General features: G+C 67.4%; 27 protein-coding genes. 12 read left to right on the top strand and 15 right to left on the bottom strand.

What is annotated here, in order from left to right; translation table 11 throughout:
- Window positions 1-123: 123 nt before the first annotated feature.
- Window positions 124-1,560 carry a D-alanyl-D-alanine carboxypeptidase/D-alanyl-D-alanine endopeptidase gene (gene dacB, locus ABIB25_RS15775; protein WP_354529422.1) on the bottom strand — a complete coding sequence of 479 codons (1,437 nt, stop codon included), beginning with the start codon at window positions 1,558-1,560 and terminating at the stop codon, window positions 124-126.
- A gap of 352 nt (window positions 1,561-1,912) precedes the next feature.
- On the opposite strand from dacB, the gene ABIB25_RS15780 reads away from it, so the two are divergent.
- Window positions 1,913-2,446 (top strand): inorganic diphosphatase, encoded by a 534-nt coding sequence (locus ABIB25_RS15780; RefSeq protein ID WP_354529423.1) that lies wholly within the window; start codon window positions 1,913-1,915, stop codon window positions 2,444-2,446.
- Window positions 2,447-2,565: 119 nt separating this feature from the next.
- Here ABIB25_RS15780 and ABIB25_RS15785 read toward each other — a convergent pair whose 3' ends face one another.
- The 4 genes from ABIB25_RS15785 to ABIB25_RS15800 all read right to left on the bottom strand — a co-directional run bounded on the left by ABIB25_RS15785 (window position 2,566) and on the right by ABIB25_RS15800 (window position 5,172).
- Window positions 2,566-3,240 carry a suppressor of fused domain protein gene (locus ABIB25_RS15785; RefSeq protein ID WP_354529424.1) on the bottom strand — a complete coding sequence of 225 codons (675 nt, stop codon included), beginning with the start codon at window positions 3,238-3,240 and terminating at the stop codon, window positions 2,566-2,568.
- 11 nt (window positions 3,241-3,251) lie between these two features.
- The gene (locus ABIB25_RS15790) at window positions 3,252-3,578 is read right to left on the bottom strand and encodes a DUF2516 family protein (protein WP_354529425.1); all 327 of its coding nucleotides are present in this window, start codon (window positions 3,576-3,578) and stop codon (window positions 3,252-3,254) included.
- Window positions 3,579-3,658: 80 nt separating this feature from the next.
- Window positions 3,659-4,597, bottom strand: a complete 939-nt coding sequence (locus ABIB25_RS15795; protein ID WP_354529426.1) for a hypothetical protein — start codon at window positions 4,595-4,597, stop codon at window positions 3,659-3,661.
- Window positions 4,598-4,716: 119 nt separating this feature from the next.
- Complete coding sequence (locus tag ABIB25_RS15800) at window positions 4,717-5,172, bottom strand: helix-turn-helix domain-containing protein (protein WP_354529427.1); 456 nt, start codon at window positions 5,170-5,172, stop codon at window positions 4,717-4,719.
- Window positions 5,173-5,749: 577 nt separating this feature from the next.
- On the opposite strand from ABIB25_RS15800, the gene ABIB25_RS15805 reads away from it, so the two are divergent.
- Window positions 5,750-6,016 carry a hypothetical protein gene (locus ABIB25_RS15805; protein WP_354529428.1) on the top strand — a complete coding sequence of 89 codons (267 nt, stop codon included), beginning with the start codon at window positions 5,750-5,752 and terminating at the stop codon, window positions 6,014-6,016.
- 82 nt (window positions 6,017-6,098) lie between these two features.
- Here ABIB25_RS15805 and ABIB25_RS15810 read toward each other — a convergent pair whose 3' ends face one another.
- From ABIB25_RS15810 to ABIB25_RS15820, 3 genes are all read right to left on the bottom strand, one after another.
- Complete coding sequence (locus tag ABIB25_RS15810) at window positions 6,099-7,166, bottom strand: isopenicillin N synthase family dioxygenase (RefSeq protein WP_354529429.1); 1,068 nt, start codon at window positions 7,164-7,166, stop codon at window positions 6,099-6,101.
- A gap of 150 nt (window positions 7,167-7,316) precedes the next feature.
- Window positions 7,317-7,976 (bottom strand): nucleoside/nucleotide kinase family protein, encoded by a 660-nt coding sequence (locus ABIB25_RS15815; RefSeq protein WP_354529430.1) that lies wholly within the window; start codon window positions 7,974-7,976, stop codon window positions 7,317-7,319.
- Window positions 7,977-8,097: 121 nt separating this feature from the next.
- Window positions 8,098-8,505 (bottom strand): VOC family protein, encoded by a 408-nt coding sequence (locus ABIB25_RS15820; protein ID WP_354529431.1) that lies wholly within the window; start codon window positions 8,503-8,505, stop codon window positions 8,098-8,100.
- Window positions 8,506-8,892: 387 nt separating this feature from the next.
- Between ABIB25_RS15820 and ABIB25_RS15825 the strand changes: the two genes are divergently transcribed.
- Window positions 8,893-9,789: a hypothetical protein gene (locus ABIB25_RS15825; RefSeq protein ID WP_354529432.1), complete on the top strand. Its 897-nt coding sequence runs from the start codon at window positions 8,893-8,895 to the stop codon at window positions 9,787-9,789.
- Window positions 9,790-9,956: 167 nt separating this feature from the next.
- Window positions 9,957-10,430: a TlpA family protein disulfide reductase gene (locus ABIB25_RS15830; RefSeq protein WP_354529433.1), complete on the top strand. Its 474-nt coding sequence runs from the start codon at window positions 9,957-9,959 to the stop codon at window positions 10,428-10,430.
- Between the two features lie 21 nt (window positions 10,431-10,451).
- On the opposite strand, the gene ABIB25_RS15835 is transcribed toward ABIB25_RS15830, so the two are convergent.
- Window positions 10,452-11,714 (bottom strand): DUF445 domain-containing protein, encoded by a 1,263-nt coding sequence (locus tag ABIB25_RS15835; RefSeq protein WP_354529434.1) that lies wholly within the window; start codon window positions 11,712-11,714, stop codon window positions 10,452-10,454.
- Window positions 11,715-11,949: 235 nt separating this feature from the next.
- On the opposite strand from ABIB25_RS15835, the gene ABIB25_RS15840 reads away from it, so the two are divergent.
- Together ABIB25_RS15840 and ABIB25_RS15845 are read left to right on the top strand one after the other, a co-directional pair.
- Window positions 11,950-13,125 (top strand): pyridoxal phosphate-dependent aminotransferase, encoded by a 1,176-nt coding sequence (locus tag ABIB25_RS15840; RefSeq protein ID WP_354529435.1) that lies wholly within the window; start codon window positions 11,950-11,952, stop codon window positions 13,123-13,125.
- Window positions 13,126-13,143: 18 nt separating this feature from the next.
- Window positions 13,144-14,325, top strand: coding sequence for a dipeptidase (locus ABIB25_RS15845; protein ID WP_354529436.1), 1,182 nt, complete (start codon window positions 13,144-13,146; stop codon window positions 14,323-14,325).
- 42 nt (window positions 14,326-14,367) lie between these two features.
- Here the strand turns inward: ABIB25_RS15845 and ABIB25_RS15850 are convergent, their stop codons facing one another.
- Entirely contained in the window at window positions 14,368-15,396 is a 1,029-nt protein-coding gene (locus ABIB25_RS15850) for an alanyl-tRNA editing protein (RefSeq protein WP_354529562.1), read from the bottom strand.
- Between the two features lie 73 nt (window positions 15,397-15,469).
- On the opposite strand from ABIB25_RS15850, the gene ABIB25_RS15855 reads away from it, so the two are divergent.
- Together ABIB25_RS15855 and ABIB25_RS15860 are read left to right on the top strand one after the other, a co-directional pair.
- Window positions 15,470-16,015: a GtrA family protein gene (locus ABIB25_RS15855; protein WP_354529437.1), complete on the top strand. Its 546-nt coding sequence runs from the start codon at window positions 15,470-15,472 to the stop codon at window positions 16,013-16,015.
- A gap of 742 nt (window positions 16,016-16,757) precedes the next feature.
- Window positions 16,758-18,194 carry a neutral zinc metallopeptidase gene (locus ABIB25_RS15860; protein WP_354529438.1) on the top strand — a complete coding sequence of 479 codons (1,437 nt, stop codon included), beginning with the start codon at window positions 16,758-16,760 and terminating at the stop codon, window positions 18,192-18,194.
- A 14-nt stretch (window positions 18,195-18,208) separates the two neighbouring features.
- Here the strand turns inward: ABIB25_RS15860 and ABIB25_RS15865 are convergent, their stop codons facing one another.
- The gene (locus ABIB25_RS15865; protein WP_354529439.1) at window positions 18,209-18,982 is read right to left on the bottom strand and encodes a TetR/AcrR family transcriptional regulator; all 774 of its coding nucleotides are present in this window, start codon (window positions 18,980-18,982) and stop codon (window positions 18,209-18,211) included.
- Window positions 18,983-19,097: 115 nt separating this feature from the next.
- On the opposite strand from ABIB25_RS15865, the gene ABIB25_RS15870 reads away from it, so the two are divergent.
- Window positions 19,098-20,417, top strand: a complete 1,320-nt coding sequence (locus ABIB25_RS15870) for an ATP-binding protein (RefSeq protein ID WP_354529440.1) — start codon at window positions 19,098-19,100, stop codon at window positions 20,415-20,417.
- Between the two features lie 36 nt (window positions 20,418-20,453).
- The gene (locus tag ABIB25_RS15875) at window positions 20,454-20,687 is read left to right on the top strand and encodes a hypothetical protein (RefSeq protein ID WP_354529441.1); all 234 of its coding nucleotides are present in this window, start codon (window positions 20,454-20,456) and stop codon (window positions 20,685-20,687) included.
- A 59-nt stretch (window positions 20,688-20,746) separates the two neighbouring features.
- On the opposite strand, the gene ABIB25_RS15880 is transcribed toward ABIB25_RS15875, so the two are convergent.
- A complete protein-coding gene (locus ABIB25_RS15880) occupies window positions 20,747-20,899 on the bottom strand; it encodes a hypothetical protein (RefSeq protein WP_354529442.1) in 153 nt (50 codons plus the stop codon).
- 114 nt (window positions 20,900-21,013) lie between these two features.
- Between ABIB25_RS15880 and ABIB25_RS15885 the strand changes: the two genes are divergently transcribed.
- Complete coding sequence (locus tag ABIB25_RS15885) at window positions 21,014-21,538, top strand: hypothetical protein (protein ID WP_354529443.1); 525 nt, start codon at window positions 21,014-21,016, stop codon at window positions 21,536-21,538.
- A 459-nt stretch (window positions 21,539-21,997) separates the two neighbouring features.
- On the opposite strand, the gene ABIB25_RS15890 is transcribed toward ABIB25_RS15885, so the two are convergent.
- Together ABIB25_RS15890 and ABIB25_RS15895 are read right to left on the bottom strand one after the other, a co-directional pair.
- Window positions 21,998-23,590 carry a hypothetical protein gene (locus ABIB25_RS15890; RefSeq protein WP_354529444.1) on the bottom strand — a complete coding sequence of 531 codons (1,593 nt, stop codon included), beginning with the start codon at window positions 23,588-23,590 and terminating at the stop codon, window positions 21,998-22,000.
- A gap of 1 nt (window position 23,591) precedes the next feature.
- Window positions 23,592-24,287, bottom strand: coding sequence for a glycosyltransferase family 2 protein (locus ABIB25_RS15895; protein ID WP_354529445.1), 696 nt, complete (start codon window positions 24,285-24,287; stop codon window positions 23,592-23,594).
- A 113-nt stretch (window positions 24,288-24,400) separates the two neighbouring features.
- On the opposite strand from ABIB25_RS15895, the gene ABIB25_RS15900 reads away from it, so the two are divergent.
- Window positions 24,401-25,372 (top strand): UDP-glucuronic acid decarboxylase family protein, encoded by a 972-nt coding sequence (locus ABIB25_RS15900; RefSeq protein ID WP_354529446.1) that lies wholly within the window; start codon window positions 24,401-24,403, stop codon window positions 25,370-25,372.
- 56 nt (window positions 25,373-25,428) lie between these two features.
- Here the strand turns inward: ABIB25_RS15900 and ABIB25_RS15905 are convergent, their stop codons facing one another.
- Complete coding sequence (locus ABIB25_RS15905) at window positions 25,429-25,899, bottom strand: hypothetical protein (protein WP_354529447.1); 471 nt, start codon at window positions 25,897-25,899, stop codon at window positions 25,429-25,431.
- Between the last annotated feature and the right edge of the window lie 83 nt (window positions 25,900-25,982).

The following is a 25,982-nucleotide window of genomic DNA, read 5'->3' on the forward strand; positions in this document are numbered from 1 at the left end:
AATCGCGCCCGACCCCGTCCGGCCCTCGACCACCGTCAGGCGCGAACCGCGACCACCGTCAGGCGCGACCACCGTCAGGTGCGACCACACGGTCGCCGACCACCCGGTCGCTCCGGGGAGCGGTCAGCTGCACCCGCAGGTGCGGAGGGCTGCGGCGAAGGCGTCCTGCGCCGGACGAGACTGGTTCGGGCCACTGGAGATCACCCCGTTGGAGTTCAGGGCGAACACCAGCAGCCGGCCGTCGACATCGGGCACGTACCCGACCAGGGCGTAGGTGAAGTCCACCGAGCCCGTCTTGGCCCGCACCCACCCGATACCGGCCTTCGACTGTGCCGTCTGGAATCGGTCGGAAGCCCTGCTGAGCGTGCCCGAGACACCGGCGACCGGAAGACCGTTGAGGAGTCCCCGCAGCGCAGGGACCCTCCCGGTGACGGCGAGGGTCATGACGGAGGCCAGCAAAGCGGTCGGGGCCAGGTCGTTGTGCGACAGCCCGGAGCCGTCGACCATCGTCAGGCCGATGGTGTCCAGCTTCAGATCACCCAGCGCGATGACGATCGCCTGCGATGCACCCGTGAAGCTGGGGGCCCCGCCGAGCGCGATCGCCACCTGACGGGCCAGGGCCTCGGCCAGCACGTTGTCCGAGTTGAGCAGGGCCTGCGAGAGCAGCACGGACATGGGCTGCGATTGCACGGACGCCAGCAACTTGGCATTCTTGGCCGCGGCGCCGACGATCACCGGCAGGTTCGGGTCGCCGAGCGCGCGAGCCAGTGCCTTGCCAGCAGTGATGGCCGGCGTGCCGGTTCGTGACGAGTCCTCGGTCGCCGGGTCCTTGCGGTCGCCGTCGACCATCAGGGCCTGCATCCGGGTGATGTTGCCGGCCGCGATGTCGTTGGGATCCCACCCGTCAGCCAGATCCGAGCCGGTCCAGTAGGACGTGTCGAGCAGGATCCGTTTGACGGCGTAACCCTTTGCCTTCACCTGGGCGGCCAGGTCCGAGACCGTCGGCGCTCCGTCGTACGGGGTGGTGACCCCGGCGGACCTGGCGGACAGCGTGACGTCGCCACCGCCGAGGAAGACGACGTCGCCGGCGTGCGGGCCCTGCACCACCCGGGTGGTGAATCGGCTGTTCGGATCGACCTTGGTGAGCAGCGCGGCGCCGGTCAGCAGCTTCATGGTCGAGGCCGGCTGGGTGGCCGTTGCCGAGTCCTTGCTCCACAACACCTTGCCGGTGGCCGCGTCCACCACCACGCCGGTATACCTGGCCATCCCGGGATTCGCCAGCACCGGACCGAGGATCTTCAGCACACCGGCCACGGTCGGTACCCTGCCCGCCGCGACCGGGAGCGGCTTGATCTTGGCGGCGACCGCTGCGACGGGTGGGTCGACCGCGGAGATGGTCGGGTACGGGACCACGGAACTGATGGTCGAGGTGGACACCGCGGAGTTCGACTTCGACCGCTGGTTCCAGAACAGCAGCCCGGCCGTCGCCGCCCCGGCCACCAGCAGCAGCGACACCACGATGACGATCGCCCTGCGACCGCCCGAACGCCTTCCGGCCACGACTCTCCCTCGTTCTGCCCGTTGGACAGGATTCCTGATGTTGGTCCGACCCGATTGACGACTGCTGGACGTCGATGACCGCTCGCTCACACTGGATACGCTCGACCGCGGCGACACCCTGTGTGACCGATGACTCGCAGTACCAGACGTGCGAGCAGGTCACACCGGTCCGCCGCACCCGGCCTCCAGACTAGAGTCTGCGCGTAGGCAGTTTGTGAAGCGGCGCCCCGGGCTGTTGTGCGTTGACCGGCCAGCACCCCCAATCGCCTTGTCACAGGACAGTTACGATCATCCGACCGGTGGTGTTCGACCCCGGAGGTCGATCGCAAAGAGGCGAGAGAAGGTACAGACGGTGGAATTCGACGTCACGATCGAGATCCCGAAGGGCAGTCGCAACAAGTACGAAGTCGACCACCACAGTGGTCGGATCCGTTTGGACCGCACACTTTTCACCGCCACGCAGTACCCGGCGGACTACGGGTTCATCGATAACACGCTCGGCCAGGACGGCGACCCGCTCGACGCTCTGGTGCTCTTGTCGGAGCCGACCTTCCCCGGATGCCTGATCCTGGCCCGGGCGATCGGAATGTTCCGGATGACCGACGAGAAGGGTCCCGACGACAAGGTCCTGTGCGTGTCGGCCAACGATCCCCGGCAGGCCAACCTGCAGGACATCGGCGACATGTCGATCTTCGAACGTCTGGAGATCCAGCACTTCTTCGAGGTCTACAAGGACCTGGAGCCCGGCAAGAGCGTCGAGGGCGCCAACTGGGTGGGTCGCGGCGACGCCGAGACCGAGATCCGCATCTCCTTCGGTCGGGAGACCAAGCGACTCGCCGCCGAGGTCGAAGCGCTTGCGAACGGTGAGACTCCCGCAGATCACTGACCTGCTTTCGTCACTGATCAACGAGCCACCAGGGCTGTTCGACCAGTTCACAGCGCTCCAACCAGCACACGGTCCTCGACAGCTCGGCCCGGACGGATGTCACATCCTCCGGGCCGGACTCATGCCCGGGCCGGGTCGGTGATCAGCAATGGGTCAGCAGCCGCAAGTTCGGCCAACACCTGAGCGGTCGAGGTCGCGAGCATGCGCTCCTTCTCCGCAGCGCTGACGCCGACCAGCTGCAGGAAGTGGACCCGGCCGTTCGGGGTGTCGATCGCCGGCAGAGCAGGATCGGGCGTGACCGCGAAGACCGTCAGGCCTGACGGCGGTGCGTCCGGAAGTCCGGGGTGTCCGGTGACGGCCGCGCGGAGGTCGATCCGGCCTCCGACGCCCAGAGCGGCGCCTCCGCCGTTCACGAATCTGGCTACCTCGTTGATCATGGTGAACGGCCAGTCCGGCGGGATCCGGTCCCTCGGACTCGGGCGCGGCACCCGCAGGGTCAGCTCGAATCCCCAGCCGGAGACCAGGGGATCGGCACCGGGCTCGCGTTCGTCGCCATCGCCCGATGCCTCGTCCGCCTCGTACAGTTCGCTCAGCCCGTACGTGACGTAGTGCCAGTGACCGCCCGCCGGGTACGCGCTGCAGCCCTGCAGGTTGTTGCTCAGGCCGGGCGGCGGGTCGTAGCCGACGTGCTGGGGCTGGACGGCCCCGTGCAGACCGGTGAGGGCGGCATCGATCGCATCCCACCCGGGCGCCGATACATCGACGTCATCATCGCCGCCGGCGGGATGGTTCAACCGGAGGTCTACTACCAGCGCGATCCGCGCTGGACCTCTCGCAGTTTCGGGCGGACGTCGAGCAGGTAGACGAGGCTGCCGACGAGCGAGGCCAGCCACAGCAGGCCGAGTGGCCCGAAAGGGCCGTAGCGGAAGAGCGCGCCGAGCACCCCGACCACAGCACAGGCCGCGGTGATGCCGCTCCAGGTGCCCTTGGTCTGCTTGTCGGCTGCCGCGAAGGCGTCCGGACGCCTGGAACCGGCGTCGACCACAGCCCACACGCCCAGCAGACCTCCACCGATCCCCAGGGCAAGGGTGACCGCCACGATCACCGGCGAGACGAGGTTCAGGGGGTCCATGGCTTCAGAGTACTGGCGCCGCCGTCAGCGATGTCCCGGTAGGAGGCGAACCCGCGGGACGTCACATCGCGCCTGTGCGCTCAGCTCTCGGCGATCGGCTCGGCCGCGGCGGACTTCGGCGTTGCGGGCCCGGCCGTCGCGCGAGGAGTGGCGGGCTTGGCGGTCGACTTCGGCGTGGCGGGCTTGGCAGCCGACCTCGGAGTTGCCGGCTTGGCCGAAACCCTGGTCGTCCGAGGGCTATTGGCTGCCGGAACGTTCGCGATGGTGACGTTCGGGGGAACCACCTTGGCGGCCGGGACACGCGGGGTCCTGGGAGCCCTGACCTTGGTAGTGGCAGCTTTGGTCGCAGCCCTCGGAGCGGCGTTGGTCGGAGCAGCCTTGGTGGGAGCGGACGCGGACGGCGCGGTCCGGGGGTTGAACGGCCTGGTGGCGGTCGCCGTCGCGACGGGTCCGGCATTCGGTCGGGTCGAGGACGTCGTGGTCGCCTTGACCGGCCGCACCTTGGCGGCAGCGGCGTCGATCACGACTCCTGGACGGATCCCGGCTGCACGCACCTTCGACCAGCGCTTGCCACCGCGATCGGCCAGGCTCCCGTAGATCATCCCGGCGAGCTGCGTGTAGGCCTCGATGGTCTCCTTCGCGGCGTCCGGCGACAACGACTGGGCCGCGGTCTGCACCTCGGCCAGCTTCTCCGGTAGCTGGGCGATGAACTCCTGAGCCTTGGCCGGCGCCTCGGCGGCGAACTTCTCGACGCTCCCGGCCACCTCGGAGGCCACCTTCTGGGCCCTGGCGGGGAAGTCGCCGACGGCTGAACGCAGGTCACCGGCGTCGACCGACGGGACCGAGACGTGCTCGCCGACCGACCCGGCGAACGACTCACGCAGGTCGGCCAGACGCTCGATCGCCATGTCGCCGGCTCCGATGGCGGCCAGCAACGGACGGGGCAGATCGGAGAAGCGCGCGGCGATCTGCTCGACGGCATTCTCGGACACGGCACGGATATCGGTGATCAAGGACATGGTGTTCTCCTTCCGGCCGACGTGGTGCGGCCGAGTTGTGATTGACCGAACGCCGACTCTCGGGGCGTCCGACGATTGCTCTTCCGTGCGACTGCTCGACTGGGTTGGAACTGCTGCGACTACCCGTTCTCCGCGATCGGTCCTCCGACCGGGGCCGGCCCTGCGTCGACGCGTTCCGCCCCCTTGCCGAATTTGATGCGTTCCGCCCCGTTGCCGAATTCGATGCGTTCCGCCCCCTTGCAGAAGGCGGCGTAGATGTCGATCAGCGAGGACTTCTGCCGCTCCGACAGGAGCACGTCCGCGCGAATGGCCAGTACGACATCCGGCGCCTCCGCGGTTTCCAGGATCCCGGCGCGTGCGAGCAACGATTCGACCGAGATCGACAGCCCGTGTGCGATCTGGGCCAGGATCTCGGCGCTGGGCCGCCTCAGTCCACGTTCCACCTGCGACAGATAGGGATTGGACACACCGGCTTTTGCAGCCAGACCTCGGAGCGAGATCTGGGCAGACGTCCGCTGATCACGGATGAACGCTCCGATGTCCTTCACCGGTGCGAGCACGGGTCCGAGGTCCATCACCGCTCTCCTGTTCCACTGAACGAACTATTGCCCTAACGAACTGATGCCTGAGCAAAACTGGTGCCTGAGCAAACTGGTTCTTGACCAATCTGATGCCTGAACGAACAACCTGGTACCCACTGATCACCCCAGGTTATCGACGGGTGCTTGCAATTGCAAGCACCGTGCAAACGTTCATGACCAGGGACACACTCGTTCACCATCACCAGGAATCATCAGGCCGTCACGTAACCGACGGGGCGGACAGCGCCTCCTCCTCGGTGATCTCCCTGCGTCCGTCGACGGCCGACGATTCCGCCAGGCCCAGCACGCGTCAGGCCCAGAACCCAGCGCAGTTCGGAGGTCCCGCAGTGGCTGCACACGGAACCACGCGACGCCCGGGCGCTCTCGTACTCCTCACCGCCGCCCTGTTGCTGTTCGGATCGATCCTCGACGGCACTGCTCGCGCCTCCGGCGCACCGGCCCGGCTGACGTCCAACGCGCAGGTGACGGCTACCGCACCGCCGTCACGAACCGTCCTCACGGGGTCGAGCACGGTGGCGACACCCGAACCGGGTCGGGCCCGATCGGGCCGGTGGCAACATCGACTGTCGCCCCGCCCGTCGTCCCGCCCACGGCCTCGGGCGTCGTCGGCACCCTAACCGTGGTGACCCCCACCCAGTCCGGATCCCTGACCGCCTACGCGGCAGGGACTCTCAGGCCGAATACGTCCAACCTCAACTTCGGCGCCCCGCAGACCATCGCGAACCTCGCCGTCGTCGCCGGCCCGGCGTGGGCGATCCGCAACAACTGCGCTGCCCCCACCCACGTTCTCCTCGACGTCTCCGGCTACTTCTCCTGATGGCTACTACCTGACGGCTACTTCTTCTGACGGCTACTCATCCCGACGCAGTGGGTGCGGGCCGGTGCGCGGGCTCCGCCTCTCAGCCGGCGGCGCTGGTGACGCGGAGCGCTTCGCGCTCGGCGCGGTCGTTGCTGACCAGGTTCCGCGATCCGTTGAGCTTGGCCGAGATGTGTTCGGCCACCGTGACGGGTGAGTACAACTCGACCTCGCCGGGACCGACCAGTCCTGGCAGGGTGCTGATCAGGGCGTCGACGTTGCCGTCGTGGAAGTAGGCGGCCGACCGGCGCCGTTCGATCCGACCGTTCACCACCGGTGGCTTGACGCGGTGCAGGGTCGACTTCCAGACCTCGTTGGTCCACCGCGCCGTCAGGTCACCGAGATTGATCAGCAGTGCCCCGGGTTCGGGCAGCACGTCGTGCCACGACCCGTCTCCGGCGAGCACCTGTAACCCTGGGATGCGATCGGCCCACAGAATGGTGACGATGCCGAAGTCGGTGTGTTCACCCATGCCCGTCAGGTCGCCGTCGAGGTCGATCTCTCCCGGCGGGAGCGCGTAGTTGTTCATCCGCAGCACGTCGAGGGAGTGGTCGGTGTACCCGCCGAAGTAGCCGGCAGGCAGGTCGAGAGCATCGGCGAAGATGGCGGTCAGCGTGCGGGCCACCCGTCCGGCCTCGGCGAACCACGCCGTCGTCCTCGCCGGAAACTCGGGAACCCCTGCGGACCAGACGTTGTCGGCATAGTGCTCGGCCGGTAGATCCAGGTCCGGATAGGTATCGACGCCCTGCCCGATGTTGAAGGCCTCGAAAAAATCGTTCATCCTGGTCGCCGACTCCACGCCGAGACTCAACGAGAGCTGCTCGGTCTTCGGCGCGCTGTAGCCCCGGTTGACGCCCGCGATCACCGACTCCTTCTTCGTGTCCAGCGGCAGGTCGAAGAAGTCGTCCATCGCCGCGGTGAGCGCGTCGATCGCCGATTGGGGTACTCCGTGCCCGACGATCTGGATGAACCCGACCGTCCGGCAGGCCTCGTCGATTGCTGCTGCGGTGGCTGCCTTCTCCGAATCGCTGCCACCGGTGACGTACGGGGAGATGTCCACCAGCGGGACGTGGAACGTCACCTCCGGCTTCGAGGAACTCGTGACGGTCATCGTGATCACTCCTGTCCGTGGTGGTCGAGTTCTGCGAAGAATCGTGCGGGGTGGGAAATCGCGTTCAGCGTTACTTGCCCGGACCAGCCTGTCACCGGTTTGTTCCGTTCGTGTTCCATCCGTCGCGCAAAGTCGTGACGACGAGCAGTCTCAGCCCGGCCGGGGAACGATCAACCCGGACGCGGCAGGGCTGGCGGCGTGGTCGTAGGACAGCAGGACATCCGCCACCTCCGCCGGCCGGTACTCCTGGGCGTAGCGATCGAAAGCTGTTGTCCACCAATTGTTCTCCGCCTCCAGCGCCCGATCGAGGGCGCCGCGCCCGACACCGACGGACACCAGTGCGTCCAACGACAACTCCGCGGCCAGCAGGAACGGTCCGTCGAGCAGCAGCACGCTGCCCGGCGGCGCTATCCGCGGCACCTCCCGGAGCGACCGATCCGTCTCCGGGTCCCGGAGCCTGGTGATGTACGGCTGGTCACCGCTGCGGACGGGGTCGATCAACTCCCTGACGATCGCATCGGCGTCCACCCAGCCGGTCAGCCGCATGTCGACGTCCTGCCGGCCGAACTCCAGCCGTAGCGCTGACGGCCGCCACCACCACCGGGTGGACGCCCTGATCACCGTCAGCCCGCCGACCCGCAGCTCCTCGCCGACCTCGTCGGCCAGCATCGTCGTCCCGACTTCCTCGGGCCCGTCGAAGCCGATCACAGCGCCGTGAGCTCCCAGCCGTCGAACCCACGCCGCCAGCTCGGTCACCAGGCGCGCCGGGGTGAGCGGGGTGAACCGCGCCTGCTTGTTGCCGCTCCTCACGTACCCACCCTGCTCGTCGATCCGCCCTGCCCGCCTTGCCCGCCGATCCGCCCTGCCCGCCTTGCCCGCTGATCCGCCCTGCCCACCCTGCTCGCCGATCCAGCCTGCCCACCCTGCAGTGCTACTCCTTGCACAGGCAGAACGGGTGGCCGGCCGGGTCGAGGAAGACCCGGAATCCGCTCCGGGCCTCGGGCAGCCCTGTAGTCCTGGCGCCGAGCGCGATCACCTGCTGCTCGCCGACATCGAGATCGGGAACGTTGAGGTCCAGGTGGAACTGCTGCGGTATCGAGTTGTCGGGCCAGGTCGGCGGAACGTGATCGGGGGCGAGTTGGAACGCGATGCCACCACCGCCGCCGGCACCGCGAATGGTCACCCAGTCGCTGCCGTCACCCTCCTGCCAGTCGCTCGGGTCCTGGATCTCCCAACCCAGGATTGCGCAGTAGAACTCGGCGAGCGCACGAGGATCGGGAGCATCGAGCACCGTCAGATCGAAGGTGGCGATCGGGGTCTGCGAGGTTGGTTCGGTCATGACGACCATCCTGCACCGCCCCACCGACAGCGATGCGGGCCGGAGGCTCGCCTGAGCTGCCGGGCAAGGTCCTCCTGGGCGAGAGTGGCTCCCGACCAGATCAACGACGGTGGCCACACAGAAGAACCGACAGCGATGCGGGCCGGCCAACCCGGCAAGGCCAGCTCCTACCTGGCAAGGCCCGGGGCCGTTGCCGAGACCAGGCGGGCCTTGCCGAGACGGTCAACGACCCTCGGCACCGACCCAGGCCGGGCCTCCAGCCGCTGCCGATTCGCCGTTCAGTCCCGGCACAGCCCGATCCGGTCAGCCTGACGTCGTCCATGGCCCGGACCGTCGGATGCGCTTAGTGTCGGAATGGTGGACAGGCGCTGGATCGGGCTGCTGGTCGTGGCCGTGGTGCTGCTGGCCGCCGTCATCACGCCCTCCATCGTCGGGCGAACGGTCGTCGGACAGGCGGAGATGGCACTGATCCCCGGCCCGCCCGCCGTGGGCGACTGCCTGCTGGAACCGATCCGTCAGGCCCAGCAGATCGACCAAGTGCCCACCGGCAAACTGACGTACCGACCGTTGTCGATCGGCCCTTGCACCGGCGCACGGTTCGGCGAGGTGGTGTCGCTGATCCCGGCCGGCCAGGTAAGAGCCGCACCGGCCACCGCACCGGGAGTGACCAACGACGCGGGATTTCGTGACCCGAACCGCGCCCGGTGCAGGCACGATCTCGATGCCTATTCAGGGGCACGCGATCCATCGACGGCTCCTGGAGCCTCCCAGTATTGGACATCGGCGGCGCCGATCAGCGTGACCTTTGCCGGTCCCAGCCCGCTGCAGCAATCAATGGGGCAGGACTGGATAGCCTGTGTCGAATTCATCGATGGCGTTGACGGACGCTCGGCCTCCTATACAAGTTCGCTGCGCAACGCCATTCGGCAAACCATCCTTCCCCCGGAAGCTGCTCTCTGCCTGGCGACTTCCGACATTCAGCAGGAAGTCCCGGTGCCGTGTAGCCAGGAGCATCAAGCGGAGATGTTCGCCTACAGTCTCGTCCAGGGAATCAGCGTCAGAAGAATGGACGCCGCTTGCCTGCTATTCGTCAGACAACTGACCGGAATGACCGATCCCACGGCCACAGGACGTCTGAGGGTGTACTCAACTCTCCCCGATACCGCCGGTGAAGCGCCCTATCCTCCCGACCGTGTCTGTCTCGTGGCGACCCTCGGAACCCGAAGTCTGACCGGTCCGCTCATCGGAATCGGCAACAACCCGGTTCCGCTGAGCCCGTCATGATCAGCCGCGACCGCTGGGCCATTCTGATCGCCACGTTCACCTTCGTCCTCGCCGGCTGCTCGACCGGGAGTGACGCAACGGTCAGCAACGGGGGCTTCGTCTTCACGTCGCCGGGCGGGAGGACGGACTTCGCCTATCCGACCGGCGAAAGGGGTGCCGTTGGTGAATTGTCCGGTCCGCAGGTCGGAGCGAACCAGACCACCGTCGCCCTCTCCGCGTATCGGGGGAAAGTCGTGGTGGTGAACTTCTGGGGCGCATGGTGCCCGGCCTGCCGCGCGGAAACGGACACCCTGATCGTCGCCTCGAACATTCTGCAGCCGCTCGGAGCGCAGTTCCTGGGATTGGACATCAAGGACGTGGCCGGTGCCGGTGCTGCCTATCAGACCCAGAAGGGCATGCCCTATCCGTCCATTGAGGACCCGGGAATGCGCACGCTCTTGTCCATCCGGGGCTTTCCCAGCGGAGCGATTCCGTCCACGATCGTTCTCGACCAGGAACACCGAATCGCCCGCATCTGGCTTGGTCCCGTGACAGACACCGAGCTCGTCCCAGCCGTGAAACAGCTGATTGCCGAACAACAGTCAGCCGAAACCGAACAGCAGTCACCCGCAACCGAACAGCAGTCACCCGCGACCCGCTGAATCGGCCGAGGCGGCAAACACTCAGAGCAGGGCCGTGGCGACGGTGTAGATGACGAGCCCGGCCAGCGCCCCGACGACGGTCCCGTTGATGCGGATGAACTGCAGATCGCGGCCGACCTGGAGCTCGATCTTCCGGCTGGTGGCCTCGCCGTCCCAGCGGGCGATGGTCTCGTCGATGATGCCGGTAACGCTCCGGGCGTGGTTGCGGGCGAGGTATCCGGCCGCATCGGCCACCCAGTTGTCGACCTTTGCTGCGGTGGGCCCGTCCTCCTGGAGCCGGTGGCCGAACGACATCAGTCCATCGTTGATGGACTTGCGCAGCGGCGAATCGGGATCGTCAGCAGCACTCAGCAGGGTCTCCTTGATCGACCGCCAGGCGCCAGCGGCGAGCACCCTGACCTGGTCGTTGTCCATGATCCGGTCCTTGATCGCCTCGGCCTTCGCGATCGTCACCGGATCGTTCTGGAGATCCAGCGCGAAGTCGGCCAGGAACTTGTCCAAGGCCACCCGGAGCTGGTGGTTCGGATCGGTCTTGACAGCCGCGGTGAACGCCTCGACCTCGCGGTAGACCTTGTCGGCCAGATAACCGTCGATGAACTTCGGCGACCAGGACGGAGCCCGCTGCGAGACGACCCGGGACACCAGCGCGTAGTTGTCGCCGATCCAGGCATGGACGCGATCGATGATGTAGTCGACCAGGGGATGGTGCTCGCCACGCTCGAACACGTCGCCGGCGATCCGCCCCAGCGGTGGCCCGACCTGCGTCGCGGCGATCTTCCGGCGAGCCAGGGTTTCCAGCAGGCCGGCGACCTCGTCGTCCTTGAGCACATTGGAGATCCCTTTCACCGCGGTGCCCAACTCGGCGGTGATCCGCCCGGCACCCTGCGGCGAGGCCAGGAATCCGCCGAGCTTGGAGGCAATGGAGAACCGGGCCAGCTTCTCGCGGATCACCTCCTCGGACAGGAAGTTGGTGGCGACGAACTCCGAGAGCGACGACCCGATGGCGTCCTTCCGGTTCGGGATGATCGCCGTGTGGGGGATCGGGAGCCCGAGCGGGCGGCGGAACAGCGCGGTGACGGCGAACCAGTCGGCGATGGCCCCGACCATGCCTGCTTCGGCGGCGGCGCGCACGTAGCCCAGCCACGGATGACGGTCCTGCAGCGAGAACGCGACGACGAAGATGATCGCCATCAGAGCCAGCATCGAGGTCGCGATGACCTTCATCTGGACCAGCCTGCGTCGCCTCTCCTCGTCGGCCGGATTGAGCAGTTGCAACGTCGTCATGCGCCCATTGTGCGTGTGAGGTGAGGTCCGCCAGTGGACCGACGGCGCCGACAATGGCGCGGTCATCGTCCTGAGGATCAGTTGGAATGCGCAGATGCGGGTCGAGCGGGGAGCTGAATTCCGGCGAAACGGACATTCTGCGGCTTTCTGGTCCCCGCAACTCCGCAAGCCCCGCGCGGACGCTGTCCGAGCAAAGCCGCAAGCGCACGCCCCGCCGTAGAGCAGAATTGTCGGCATGCCTCTGGTCCCGGCGCTCCAGCCGTTCCGCACAACGATCTTCGCGCAGATGTCGGCGCTCGCCGTCTCCACCGGCGCCATCAACCTCGGTCAGGGATTCCCGGACACCGACGGACCCGTCGGCATGCTCGAGGCGGCCCAGCAGGCGATCCGGGACGGCCACAACCAGTACCCACCGGGCCCGGGAATCCTCGAACTGCGTCAGGCCATCGCCGCACGCCGGCTGGCCGACCGCGGCCAGGAGTTCGACCCGGAGACCGAGGTGCTGGTCACCGTCGGCGCCACCGAGGCCATCGCCGCGGCGGTGATCGCGCTGGTCCAGACCGGCGACGAGGTGATCATGCTCGAGCCGCACTACGACTCGTATCCGGCGGTCGTGGCGATGTCCGGGGCCAGGCACGTCTCGGTGCCACTTCGCGTCGAGGACGGCCGATTCGCCATGGACGTCGAGGATCTCCGCAAGGCCGTCACGCCGCGCACGAAGATGATCATCCTGAACAGCCCGCACAACCCGACCGGGACCGTGCTGACCATGCCGGAGATGCTCGGCATCGCCGAGATCGCTGTCGAGCACGACCTTCTGGTCGTCACCGACGAGGTGTACGAGTACCTGACGTTCGATCAGACGGAGCACATCCCGATCGGGACCCTGCCCGGGATGGCGCAGCGGACGGTGACGGTGTCCAGCAGCGGGAAGACCTTCGCTGCGACGGGGTGGAAGATCGGCTGGGCCTGCGGGCCGGCGCCGCTGATCGCCGCTGTCCGGGCGGCCAAGCAGTTCCTCACCTACGTCGGCGGCGCCCCGTTCCAGCCGGCCATCGCCTATGCACTGACCTACGAGATGGCCTGGGTGGAGCAGCTCCGGTCCAGCCTGGCCGACAAGCGAGACCGGCTCAGCGCCGGCCTGGTGGCCGCCGGGTTCCAGATCGTCCGTCCGCAGGGCGGCTACTTCGTCGTCGCCGACATCCGCAGTGTGACGGCGACTCTGGGCCGCGAGCCCGACGGCATGGCTTTCTGCCTCGACCTCCCGCGGTTGGCCGGCGTGGTAGCCGTGCCGCAGGAGGTCTTCCACGACGACCCGGCCGATGGGAAGCCCTTCGTCCGTTTCGCCTACTGCAAACGCGACGAGATCATCGACGAGGCCGCTGCCCGTCTGGCGGGGATGAGCGGCTAACCTTGCGAGAATGAACGCATGACCTCCCCAGCGACCACCGACCGCATCGCCGCCCTGCTCGCCGCCCACCCGGTGCTGGACGGGCACAACGACGTCGCGTGGGCCCTGCGCCGACAGGTCGGGTACGACCTGGACCAACGCGACCTCGCCACCTCGCAGCCGTTGCTGCACACCGACATCCCCCGGCTCCGCAAGGGCGGCGTCGGTGCCCAGTTCTTCTCGGTCTACGTCCCGGGAACACTGCCGCCGGGCCAGTCGATCGTCGCGGTGCTCGAGCAGATCGACTGCGTGGCAGCCATTGTCGCGCGTTACCCGGAGACCTTCGGGGCCGCCGTGACGGCTGCCGACGTCCGGGAGGTGATGGCATCCGGCCGGATCGCCGCTCTGATGGGCGCCGAGGGCGGTCACAGCATCGAGGGCTCACTCGCCCTGCTGCGGACGCTGCGCAGGCTCGGGGTCGGTTACATGACGTTGACCCACAACCAGAACCCGCTCAAGGACGGCGGCGCCTGGGCCGATGCCGCCACCGACGTGCCGTCGGCCGGCGGGCTGACCGACTTCGGCCGCGACGTCGTCCGCGAGATGAACCGCATCGGCATGCTCGTCGACCTCTCGCACGTCGCGCCGTCGACCATGCGGGACGCGCTCGACACCTCGACGGCACCCGTCATCTTCTCCCACTCGTCCTGTCGGGCGGTCACCGATCACGTGCGCGACGCCCCGGACGACGTCCTGACGCGACTGGCCGCCAACGGCGGTGTGCTGATGGTGACGTTCGTGCCCGGCTTCGTCTCGCAGGAGTGCGCCGACCATTTCGCGGCCCACGACCGGCGGCGGGCGGAGCTGGGCCTGCCGGAGAACAGCGTCTACGCCCAGGACGCGCCCGAGGTCCCGGACCCGGCCGCGGCCGCGGAGCTCGAGAAGTGGGAGGACGAGCATCCGGCACCGACGGCCACCCTGGCTCAGGTGGCCGATCACGTGGACCACGCCCGTGAGGTGGCCGGCGCCGACCACGTGGGTCTCGGCGGCGACTACGACGGCGTCGAGTCGCTCCCGGCCGGCCTGGAGGACGTGTCGACCTACCCGGCCCTGTTGGCCGAACTGGCCGACCGCGGGTGGAACGACCGCGAACTCGGTGGCCTGACGAGCGGCAACATCCTGCGCGTCATGCTGGCGGCCGAAGAGGTCGCGAACGGCTAGATCCGGCGACGACTGGTCCCGGGAACGGGGCTCCGAGGTACCTCAGCGCCGAGTGACCTTCGTCTCCATCACCAGTTCGGCATCGGTCAGGGTGAGGCCGATCCGGATGGCCGCGACCCCGTCCAGCGACGTCGGGTGCGTGCCACCGCAGGCGATGCGTTCTTCTCCCTCCGGTAGCTCGCACACCCAGGACCGACGGTCCGTCAGGCCCGGACCCTCCGCTTCGATCCGGATGACGACCCCCGCTGCAACCCAGCCTGCCAGCACCTCGTCGGCCCGCTGTACGGCGTCCTGGACATCCCAGTCCACCATGTCAAACCCCTTCTTGCGCAACGACTTCCCGATCCGGTAGGTGTCCGTCGCCGCGTTCGGATGGATGCGTGAATTGGCCAACGCGAGCTGGTCGAAGTTCGGGTGACCCAGTCCATCGACCGCAACGGGCTTGCGCCAACGGTCCGCGAGCGCCGCATTCAGGGCGAGCGCGGCGAGGTGGCAGGCCGTATGCCCGTGGTTCAACTCGTCCCGGTGGACCGGGTCCACCTCGAGCCGGACCGTCTGCCCCACCGCCGGAACCGGCGAGCCGGGCGCCACCACGTGCACCACGACGAACGCCCAGCCCGGCTCACCCCGGCGGACCGGAATATTAGGTGAGGTCAGCAAGTTGTTTCCGGACGTGGCTCCCAGCACAACGTCGACGACGTCGACGACGACCCCAGCGATCGTCACCGTTCCCCTGTCCGGACCCTGGTCCGGCCAGCCGTCGTCGACGGGATGGAACGGCGAGGCGGCGGTGACAAAACCGGTGAGCGAAGAATTCATCACCGTCGAGTCGGTGGTCGGCATCTCGATGACCGTCAGTACCTCGGAATCGGCCGTCAAGCCGCCGAACGGAAAACTGACGCGGGTATCGATGAGCGGAAGCACCTGCCCATCTTTGCGCAGGATCGGCTGCCGGTCGCGCCGCACCCTTCCGGACCACCAGGTTTCCACCGGCACGGATTCGGCCGGCTCCTCGACTGCCGGAACCGCCGCCGCGACTCTCCTCACCAGCAACCCGCACAGCCCGAGCATCGCCGTCACGGTCACAGCAACGACACAGCAGAGCGACAGCTTCGCCACTATTGAGCAAGGCAAAGTAACCGACATGACACAGGTGCTCGAGCCGATGCCGACCAGGCAGCTCACCATTGAGCCGACGACCACGATTCCGGTGGCCGCCACCGGAACCATCCGCGGCCAGGGCGTCCGCTTCTTCGTCATCGGCAGCGGCGGCACCGGACTTCAGCTCGGGCTCTACGCGGTGGCCGCCGGAGTGGTCGGCGCCCAGATCGCCTCCATCGCTTCCTGGCTGATCTCCACCCTGGTCACCAACGCCACCCACCGCGCGCTCACCTTCAACGTCCGTGGCACGGCCAGCAACCGGTCCGACCAGATCGCAGCCCTGATGACCTGCCTGGTCGGCCTGCTCGTCACGTCCGTCGTGCTGGCCCAGCTGCCCGACGCCGACGGCATCTCCGGACTGATCGCGATCCTCGTGGTCAACACCGTGGTCGGCGCCGGCCGCTTCTTCGGGATGCGCTGGTGGCTCGGCGACTCCGGACGGCGCGTCGCCCACCAGGTGTCGGCTGCCGCACATGCGATGCGTGCCAACTGGCACGGCACGCGCGGACTGACCGGCCTGCACCACTGATCTCCGACCCGGTTCACGTCGGGGCCGATACGGTCGAAAGTTGCCCGAAGCCACATTCGAGCTTCAACCCCGCCCCCAGGTCACGATCAGGTTCCGATCTTCGGAGGTGTATCGATTCCGTACCCGGAACCCCTTGTTACGGCCGTGTTGCCACGAGTAGGAATGACGGCACGACGGGTCCACCACCTCTCATCGCCGGCAGCGCCGCTGACCTTGCAGGACCGGACCCCGAGTGAACCGAAGGCAGTAGCAGGACGAACGGTCGATACCGGTGCGACGACGCATCGTTTCTACCGCAACCCCCGGATCAGTGACACCGGATGAGGTCCTGCATCAGCCTTCGGGGCGGTGAGCGGCTGTCCTACGACGTGAGGCCTCGACGGCGGGAGCAATCCCGATCGGCGACCTCCCGTGTCGGGGATGGGTCCAGGTAGTCACCCTGGCATCCGCGGGCTGGGTGCAACGTTGCGCTCCCCGCCGGATCCGGCGCCGCTCGGAAGAGCCCCGGCCTACCCTCGAATGGCCGGGGCTCTCTTCGACTCTCCCCCGTCGCTGGGCTCGCCCGGATACTCCCCGGACACTGCGCTCGCCCCGACACCCCCTGGAGAAACCCATTCCGGGGACGGGTCCTGACGGCTGCCGGTACCGTCACACCCGTGCGGCCGGCGAAATCCGGCCGACCGGGTTGTCCCCCGGTCAGGTAGCCGGGGAACCCGGCGACGAAGAGAGAGCCCGGGTCTACATGTCCCCCTCCCCCCGATTCCGGCGACTGCTCGGACTCGCCACTGCCGCGGTACTGCTCGCCGGTTGTGCCAGCACGATCGGCGGCCAAGCGGTGAAGGTCGGCGCAGCGCAGGGGACGACGACAGCGCCGCCGACGGAGACGCCCGGCCCGACCGGCCCAAAGGCGGGCGTGGCGCCGGCCGATGTCAAGGTCGTCAACGATGGGAACACCCAGTCGGACACCCTGGCCAAGAACACCATCGAGGATCTGTACACCTACTACGGGCAGATCTTCGAGAAGGATTTCAGCAAGGCGTTCACTCCGGCGAAGCAGCTGATCTCCTACGACTCCAAGGTCAAGAACAGCCCGAAGGTCTGCAACCGGTCGCTATACCAAGAGGTGAACGCCTCCTACAACCCTTGTGCGGACACCATCGTCTGGGACCGCGGCGTCCTGCTACCCGACCTGACGAAGGAGGTCGGCATCCTCGCCGCACCGACCGTGCTCTCGCACGAGATGGGTCACCTGGTGCAGGCGCGCCTGGGCGTCGAGACCAACGACGTGCTGCTGCTCGAGCAGCAGGCCGACTGCTACGCCGGCGGCTACTGGCGCTGGGTGGCCGACGGCAACTCCAAGTACTACGACCTCAACAAGACCGCAGGGGTGCGACAGGTGCTGTCCGCGATGATGTCAACCGGCGATCCGGTCGGCACCACCACCTCCACCGAAGGCGCCCACGGCAGCGGTTTCGACCGGTCCTACGCCTTCACCCTCGGATTCAGCAACGGCGCCGTCCGCTGCAGCAAGATCACCACCGCCGAAGTGCAGGCCCGCATCACCGAAACGGGATTCACCGTGCTGCCCAAGAACTTCGGCAACATCGACATCTCCGACAAGTTCCTGGGACAGATCGCCACCGTCGCCAACAGCTACTTCGGCCAGACGGTCAAGGGGTACAAGCCACCCACCCTCACCCCGTTCGAGGGCACCTCCGGCCCGGCGTGCAACGGCGCTCCCACGCTGTACCCGGTCGGGTACTGCCAGGCCACGAACACCATCACCTACAACCTCAAGGAACTCCAGCGGATCGGTACGCCCACCGCCGGTTTCAAGTCGATCAACGGTGACTTCTCCGCCGTGCTCCTGCTCGTCAGCCGGTACGGACTCGCCGCGCAGGCCACCACCGGCGGGACGCCACTGGGCACCCAGGCCGGGCTGCGTGGTCTCTGCTACGCCGGCAGCTGGGCCTCGTGGATGCGCAAGACTCAAGGTCCAGACAAGTTGAGACTGTCCCCGAACGACCTCAACAAGGCGGTGTACGAGGTCGTCAACTCTCCACTGCCCGCCTCGGACGCTGCCGGGTCGGCCTCCAGCGCGGTGATCGACCAGGTCCAGGCCCTCTACGTCGGCGTCGTCTTCGGCGCCACCCAGTGCTTCGACTTCTACTCCAGCTGACGTCGCTTCTCCCCTCACTCGCGCCGGGGATCGGCGTGCACGGGTAGTTCGAGGCCGACCCCGGCGGCTCCGGTCGCCACGACCAGGTCGAAGACCCGGTCCGCATCGTGGGCGAGACCGTCGAACAGGCCGAACATCTCGGCCGCAATCGCGCCGAGCAACGACGAGAACAGCGCCATCGCCCGGATGATGTAATCGGTGAACGGCGGCGCCTGGCGACTGACCGAGGCCAGGACGTGATCAGCGATCAGCCCGCCGACCTCGAACGGACGGGCCGGCGGATGCAGAGCGCCGGTGGTCACCGCGGTGTCGACGATGCCAGCGATCACGCGCCAGATGCGCACGGTCGCCTCCCGGATCGGCAGCGGCGATGCCTGGTCGATGACCGGGGATGAATGGATCAGTGAGTAGTCGTGCGGATGCAGGCCCGCCCAGTTCCGCAGTTCTCGGCAGATAGCCAGCCACCGTCCGGCGGCATCCACCCCCTGCCCGGCCTGCTGCCGATCTGTGGTCTCGGCGATCAGCGCCAGATCCTCGTACGACTCGGCGATCAGCGAGCCGATCAACTCCTCGCGACTCGCGTAGTAGCGGTAGATCGCCGACGACGTCATGTTCAGCTCGCGCGCCACCGCCCGGAGCGACAGGTCCGCAAGACCACGCTCGGCGATATGACGACGAGCCACGGCGCGCAGGTGGGCCCTCGCCGACTCCCGGGCATGTTCGCGTGCGGCGGCGGACGCCCCGATCCGAAGCGAACGCGGCTCGCCAGGTCGCTGGACGGGCTTCATGATGTGGAGTATCCGCTGGCCGTGTTCCGGTACCCGCCAACTCACCGGCGGACGGTTTGTACGATCAATTGGTCGGGCCTGAGATCCAGCGGCCGACGATGTTCGGGAGGCTTTCGTGGCGGACGATCCGGCGATCGAGGCGATCCGGCGCGCACTCACTGCGGTACCTGGCGACGGGGCGCTCCGATTGCATCTCGCCCGGCTGCTGATCGATGCCGGACGCCCGTCCGAGGCCGTCGTCGAGCTGGGCGCGCTGTTGGCCACCGAACCCGATCACCCCGGCGCCCGCGAGCTGATGTTCGCCGCCCTGTCCCCCGGGTCACCTCCTGCAACTTCGGCTGTGCCCGATCCGCCGGTGTCGCCCGGTCCGCCGGTGTCGCTGCCGCCGATGGTGCCGATCTCCCCCGACCAGGACCCCACGCCGGCCGGCGTCCCGGCGTCACCCGCGGCCGGTTTCGACTGGCGCGCAGCGGAATCCCAGCTCGACGACATCGCCGCACCGATGTTCGTCAGCAACTCCGAGGAAGGCGACCCCGACGACGGCGAGCCGGTGGAGGCGTTCGAGACCCAGCGGCCGACCGTCACGCTGGCCGACGTCGGCGGCATGGAGCAGGTGAAGGAGCGGCTCGACGGCGCCTTCCTCGCCCCGATGCGCAATCCCGAACTGCGGCGTCTGTATGGCAAGAACCTGCGGGGCGGGCTGCTGCTCTACGGACCGCCCGGATGCGGAAAGACCTTCCTGGCCAAGGCTTTGGCCGGTGAGCTCGGTGCCGCGTTCATCTCCGCCGGCCTGTCCGAGATCCTGGACATGTGGATCGGCTCCAGCGAGCGGAATGTCCACGATCTCTTCGTGCAGGCCCGGCGCGCCGCGCCCTGCGTGCTCTTCCTCGACGAGATCGACGCTCTCGGCCAGAAGCGCACCCAGACCCGGAATTCCTCGATGCGCAGCGTCGTCAACCAGCTGCTCACCGAACTCGACGGCATCGCCTCGGACAACGAGGGTGTCTACATCCTGGCGGCGACCAATCAGCCCTGGGACATCGACCCGGCGTTGCGCCGGCCCGGCCGGCTCGACCGGACCGTGCTGGTACTGCCCCCCGATGCGCCCGCACGGGAGGCGATCTTCCGGCTCAACCTGGCCCACCGTCCAGTCGAGGGAGTCGATCTCCGTGCTCTCGCAACACATTCCGACGGCCTCTCCGGCGCCGACATCACCTATGTCTGCGAGCTCGCCACCGAGCGGGCGATGATGGAGGGGGTGCGGACCGGCAACGTCCGGATGATCGGCATGGGTGACCTCCGGCACGCCCTCGGGCAGGTCCGGCCCTCGACCGCGGCCTGGCTGGACACCGCGAGAACCGTTGTGCAGTACGGAGAGGACGACGGTACGCACAGCGAGCTCAAGGCCTTCCTGAAGAAGACCAAACGCTGGTAACGCGCCGGGCGCCGCGTGGTGGGCATAGTTGCGGGCATGGCCAACCGGACGCCCGCCGCCCTCGCCGCCCTGGACGTGGACGCACTGGTCGGCCTCCCTGTGGCCAGGGCATCGAGCCTTGTGGTGGCGGCCGGAGGAGTAGTTGTTCGCGCTCGGGCCGTGGCACCCGGGGGCCGTGGCCCGTCCGTCAGTGCCACCCGTCGTCCCGACCGGGTGTACCTGGCCGCTGATGAAATGGGCAACGTGACCGGCGCATGGGGACCCGGCTGAATCGGATGACTCCAAGCCCGAGGCCTGCCGTCAATGACGGCCCCACAGGGAGACCCCTTTCAGATGGCGACGCTCTTCACATGGTGGGCGCCGTGCAGATGCATGACGCCCTGCAGATGCATGACGCCCTGCAGATGCATGACGCCCTGCAGGTGCATGACGCCCGGCCGGTGCATGACGCCCGGCCGGTGCTTCTTCGAATGTTCATCCATCCAAAAGACGATGTTCGTACGAACTCACAGCGCGGTCCGCTGAGAGCAGAACTACTATCCACGGCCGTTCAAAACCCGTATAATCGAACGTGAGTCCAGCACTCGGCCGGATTCGTGAGGCTGGTAGGGGGTTGTGATGGCGACGGTACCGGTCGACCCCGACAGTGCTGCCGCACCTTCCGGACCGCCCGCTGCGCCGACGCCGGAACGGATCTCGACGACCATGAGTGCTGCCCCTGCGCGCGCCCGTCCCCGGTCATCCTCGACGGCGGCAGCACCGCACAGAGTCACGCCGAACAAACCAAAATCCTCATCGCACGCCGCGACGCCGCCGAAACCGAGAACACCCGCCTGCTGAAGGCGCAACGGATCAAACTCGACCACCGCACCACCTTCATCTACCGCCTCGGCACGGACACAGACCCTCGGCCCGCCGACGAAGACGACGAAGACGACCAGGAGACGCAGGAAGAGTTCAACGCCCGCATCGAAGAAGACATCGCCGCCGCCGGCTCCTACGAACGGTTCCGCACCCAGGACAACAACACCCTCAGACGCTTCGACCCCATCGCCTACGGCCTACAACTGGCAGCCGACAAAGCCCGCCAATACCCCGACCCCGACGAACCACCGTTCTGAACCCTGCCGCTCGAGCCTGTCCGGGACTCATTGGTGCTGAGTGGGGCGTGACGCCCGAAACCAGGTACAAAACCTCACGGCCAGAACAACGGGAGCCTTCAGATGCTGGCCGCCGCAGATCGAATGGCTGCCGGAGGCGTGCATGACTCCCCGGTGGACTCGCTCACGATTCGCCGACTGGTGCCAATCGGCAAGATGTCGGTTCCACATCGACTGTGCCGTGGCACGAACCACCGTTCTGACGTGCCTCGGCGATCGGGTGTGCCGACGGCGTGACCAGCTGTCAGTGTGATGGCTGAACCCATCTCCAACCACCAGCCAGCACGGCAGGTCACCGTGACCTCAGCGGGGACCTTCGGATTTCACCTCTTGTGCACGAACTCGAGTCGAGTGCCGTCGAAATCGACAACATTCGCGGCGCAGTAGCCCTCGCCGAAGTACGGCCCGGTCTCATCCGCGTCAGCCGGACCGGGTCAGCAGGTCCAGAGCGTCGGGGATGACGTTCTGCGTCGTCAGACCCTGCGAAGTGATCACCGACCGGTAGGCCGACAGCTCGGACTCGATCGTGTGCTGGTGGAGGAACCAGATACGCGCCCCTGGACCGACTTTCGCCGCTGCGGCCTCCGCCTCTGCCATCACTTCGACGACTGCACCGGGGGTCCGATCCTTGGCCACCAGGATGTTCGGCTGGTCCGGGAAGACCGTCACGAATCGTTGGAGGTTGGATGTCACGGGCTCGATGGCCGGCGTTCCCCTGGGCCAGTAGTAGGCAAAACCCCAGCTGCTCAACATGTTCACCACCACGATGTCACGCGCGCCGAGGTGCTGGGCCAGGTAGAGAGCCGGGGTGCGGAGGTCCTCCTTCGACACCGCCGGGGTGTTGATGTTCTGCGCCCGGATGCCGCCGTTGACCTGCTGGACGAACAGCAGCACCACGATCGCCGCAGCCGCCGCGGCCACCCCGACGTGCACCCTGGCCAGCAGCGTGCAGAGCCCGGCCACCCCGATGGCCGCGGTCACGGCGAGGGCCGTCGTCAGGAAGTGGGACGTGCGGAGGTCGAAGAGCGGGTACTGGCGGGCGGCGCTGAGCCCGATCATCTCCACCAGGAGCGCGGGCACGATCACGGCGAGCGTGACCCGCCGCAGCCGGACCAGCGTGATCACCCCCGCAACGATCAGCAGCAGCGCGAGCAGGACGGACCCGGTCCCGAGATAGCCGGCCATGCTCTGGCCGCCGGCCTGCAGGAACCGCCAGCTCGGACCCCAGCCCTGTGAGATCGGCAGGTAGTAGGAGGCCCAGTAGTCGTTGAGGCCGGGAACGATGCCCGGGCGGTAGAGCACCAGGAAGATCACGATCAGCAGCACGCCTGCCGCCCCACCGGCGATCGCGGCCTCGCGCGCCCTTGTCCAGTGCCGCCCCACCAGCGCGACCAGCACCAGACCGGCAAAGGTGGCCGCTCCGACGAACACGCCGACCGCGCTGAACAGGAACCCGACCACCACCACGACGGCCAGCCGGGTCAGCCGCCGTCTTGTCCAATCCGATTCGAGACGCGCTGCGCACCAGAGGATCAGCAGCGTCAGGAAGGCGTCGGCGGTGTACTGCTTGAGATCGTCGCGAACCAGCGCCGAGGGGGTCAGGAGCGCCGCAACGCCGGCCAGCGCCGCGGCCAACCGCCCGAGCAACAGGCCGGGCCAGGGCAGGGTCCGGACATAGGCGTAGGCCGCAATCACCGTCAAAGCAGCGAACAGCAGCGGGACGATCCGCAGGCGTTCGTCGCCACCGACGACCACCAACCGCAGCAGGAACGTCCAACCCGTCGGCGTGCTGGCCGTGACGGTGGTGATCTGACTCAGGGGTAGACGGGTGGAGATCGCAACCCAGGCCTCGTCGGTCCAGAACGGGAACGACAGCATGTAGCCGACGTCGTGGACGACAAATGTGGCCAGGGCGAGGATTCCGGCCAGCACCACGTCCGGCCAAGCGCGCCGACCCGCCAGGTGGCTGGCCCTCCACCGACGGAATCCAGCAGTGCGGGTGTCCTGCGCCACGTCAGCTGACCCGCTTGCGGAACCGTTCCCTCGTCAGGATCCAGATCGCTTCGACACCGTCTTTCCAGGTCAGCTTCTTGCCGTCCTCGCGACTGCGGGCCTTGTAGCTGATCGGGACCTCGTAGGGCCGGACGCCGGCGCGAAGCATCTTGCCGGTGACCTCGGCTTCCATCCCGAAACCGGCCGACTTCACGTCCAGCTTCCGGTAGAGCGCGAGTGGCATCAGCTTGAAACAGGTCTCGAGATCGCTGATGTAGCAATTGAAGAGGATGTTCGCGACGGTGGTGACTCCGCGGTTGCCGAGCACGTACAGGTAGGAATAGGCGTTGTGGCTTCCGAACGTCCGCGTCCCGTAGACGACCGTTGCCTGTCCGTCGAGAATCGGCGCCAGCAGGGACGGGATCTCCTCCGGCGCGTACTCCAGGTCGGCGTCGCACATGATGACGTAGTCGCCGGTAGCCAGTTCCGCGCCCTTGCGGATGGCCGAGCCTTTCCCGCCATTGGTGGCCTTCTCGTGGACCAGCACTCTGGGCTCGTCCGCCCACTGCGGGTACAGCTCACGGGTGCCGTCGGTGCTGCCGTCGTCGACGATCACCAACTCGATCTCCACCGGGAACTTGACGTCCAGCACCCGCTTGACGGCCGACTGAAGCGTCGCGGACTCGTTGTACACGGGCATCAGGATCGAGAGCTTCACCGGGGAATCATAGCCAGACATCGACCCAGATCAGCGTGGTCACGCCGGGCCGCGCTACGGTCACTGATGAGATCCGGTCCGCGCCGGCGCAGCTGACAGGCAAGGACGCATCCATGGCAGATCGCAGGATCCTGGTCACCGGGGGATCCGGGTTCATCGGTTCCCACCTGGTGCGCCGACTGCTCGACGAGGGCGACGAGGTCCTGGTCGTCGACAACTTCTACTCGGGCACCCGGGGCAACCTCTCGGACGTGCTGAACAATCCACGCCTGGAGATCGTCCGCCACGACGTGACGTTCCCGCTCTACGTCGAGATCGACGAGATCTACCACCTGGCCTGCCCGGCCTCGCCGGTGTTCTACCAGCGCGACCCGGTACAGACGACGAAGACGTCGGTGGTCGGTTCCATCAACATGCTGGGGCTGGCCAAACGCACCAAGGCAAAGATCCTGCTGGCCTCCACCTCCGAGGTCTACGGGGATCCCGAGGTACATCCGCAGGACGAAAGCTATTGGGGCCACGTCAATCCCATCGGGATCCGATCCTGCTACGACGAGGGCAAGCGTTGCGCGGAGACGCTGTTCTTCGACTACCGCCGTCAGCACGACATGCCGATCAAGGTCGCGCGGATCTTCAATACCTACGGCCCGCGGATGCGGCCCGACGACGGTCGGGTCGTCTCCAACTTCATCGTCTCCGCCCTCGCCGGCAAGCCATTGACCATCTACGGGGACGGTACCCAGACCCGTTCGTTCTGCTACGTCGACGATCTGGTGGATGGCCTGATCCGCCTGATGGCGACGCCCCACGAGGTCACCGGACCCATCAACCTCGGCAACCCGCACGAGTTCACCATGTCGCAGCTGGCCGAGCAGGTCATCGCGATGGTCGGCACCGATGTTCCGGGCGGTGGGGGTGGGGTCGAGTACCACCCGCTGCCGTCCGACGATCCGACCCAGCGTCAGCCCACCATCGACCAGGCCCGTGACGTGCTGGGATGGGCGCCGAAGATCGAACTGGCCGAAGGCCTGGATAGAACCATCGAGTACTTCCGCGACCACCTGGCCCTGCATCCGGTGGGCTGACGCCCGGCGCGAACAGGCGTCTGCAGGTTCGACCCGAAGCCCGGTGGCGGCCTGTGTCAGGCGCCGCTGATGAGGCGGCGGACGTCGGGCAGCGGAAGTAAGTCCATCGGGTGGCCGGGCTTCCGCGACTTCGAAGTCCGACCGGCCAGGATGATGATGCCCGGCAGCTTGTCGTGCTTGACCCCCGGGATGCTCAGTGGTTTCCCACCGCGGATGCCGACCAGCACGTTGGGGTCTCCCGGGCCGGCCTGGTACACACGGTCGATGTCGGTCCACGGGATGAACCGCCTGCGCCACACGAGCCTGATCCCGGCGGTGCTGACGATCGTCGTGGGGATGACCAGGACGAGTGCGAGAATCAGGAACCAGAACGCCAGCAGCGCGACGTCAGCCCACTCGAAGACCTCGACCATGCGGTCGATGTGCAGGTACACCCAGGTCAGGCCCAGCATCATGACGGGAAGAATGGTGAACCAGGACGCCCGATACCTTCCGAGCGCCCGCGCCACTTCCAGGTCTGTCTGCACACGGTGATTCTACGTTCGGTTCTCACCAGGTCGCCAGGTCACCGGCCTTCGGAGACGCAAGTGCAGAGTTATCCCGCCGGTGA

It is taken from the genome of Nakamurella sp. UYEF19 (assembly GCF_040546275.1).
GTDB lineage: Bacteria > Actinomycetota > Actinomycetes > Mycobacteriales > Nakamurellaceae > Nakamurella.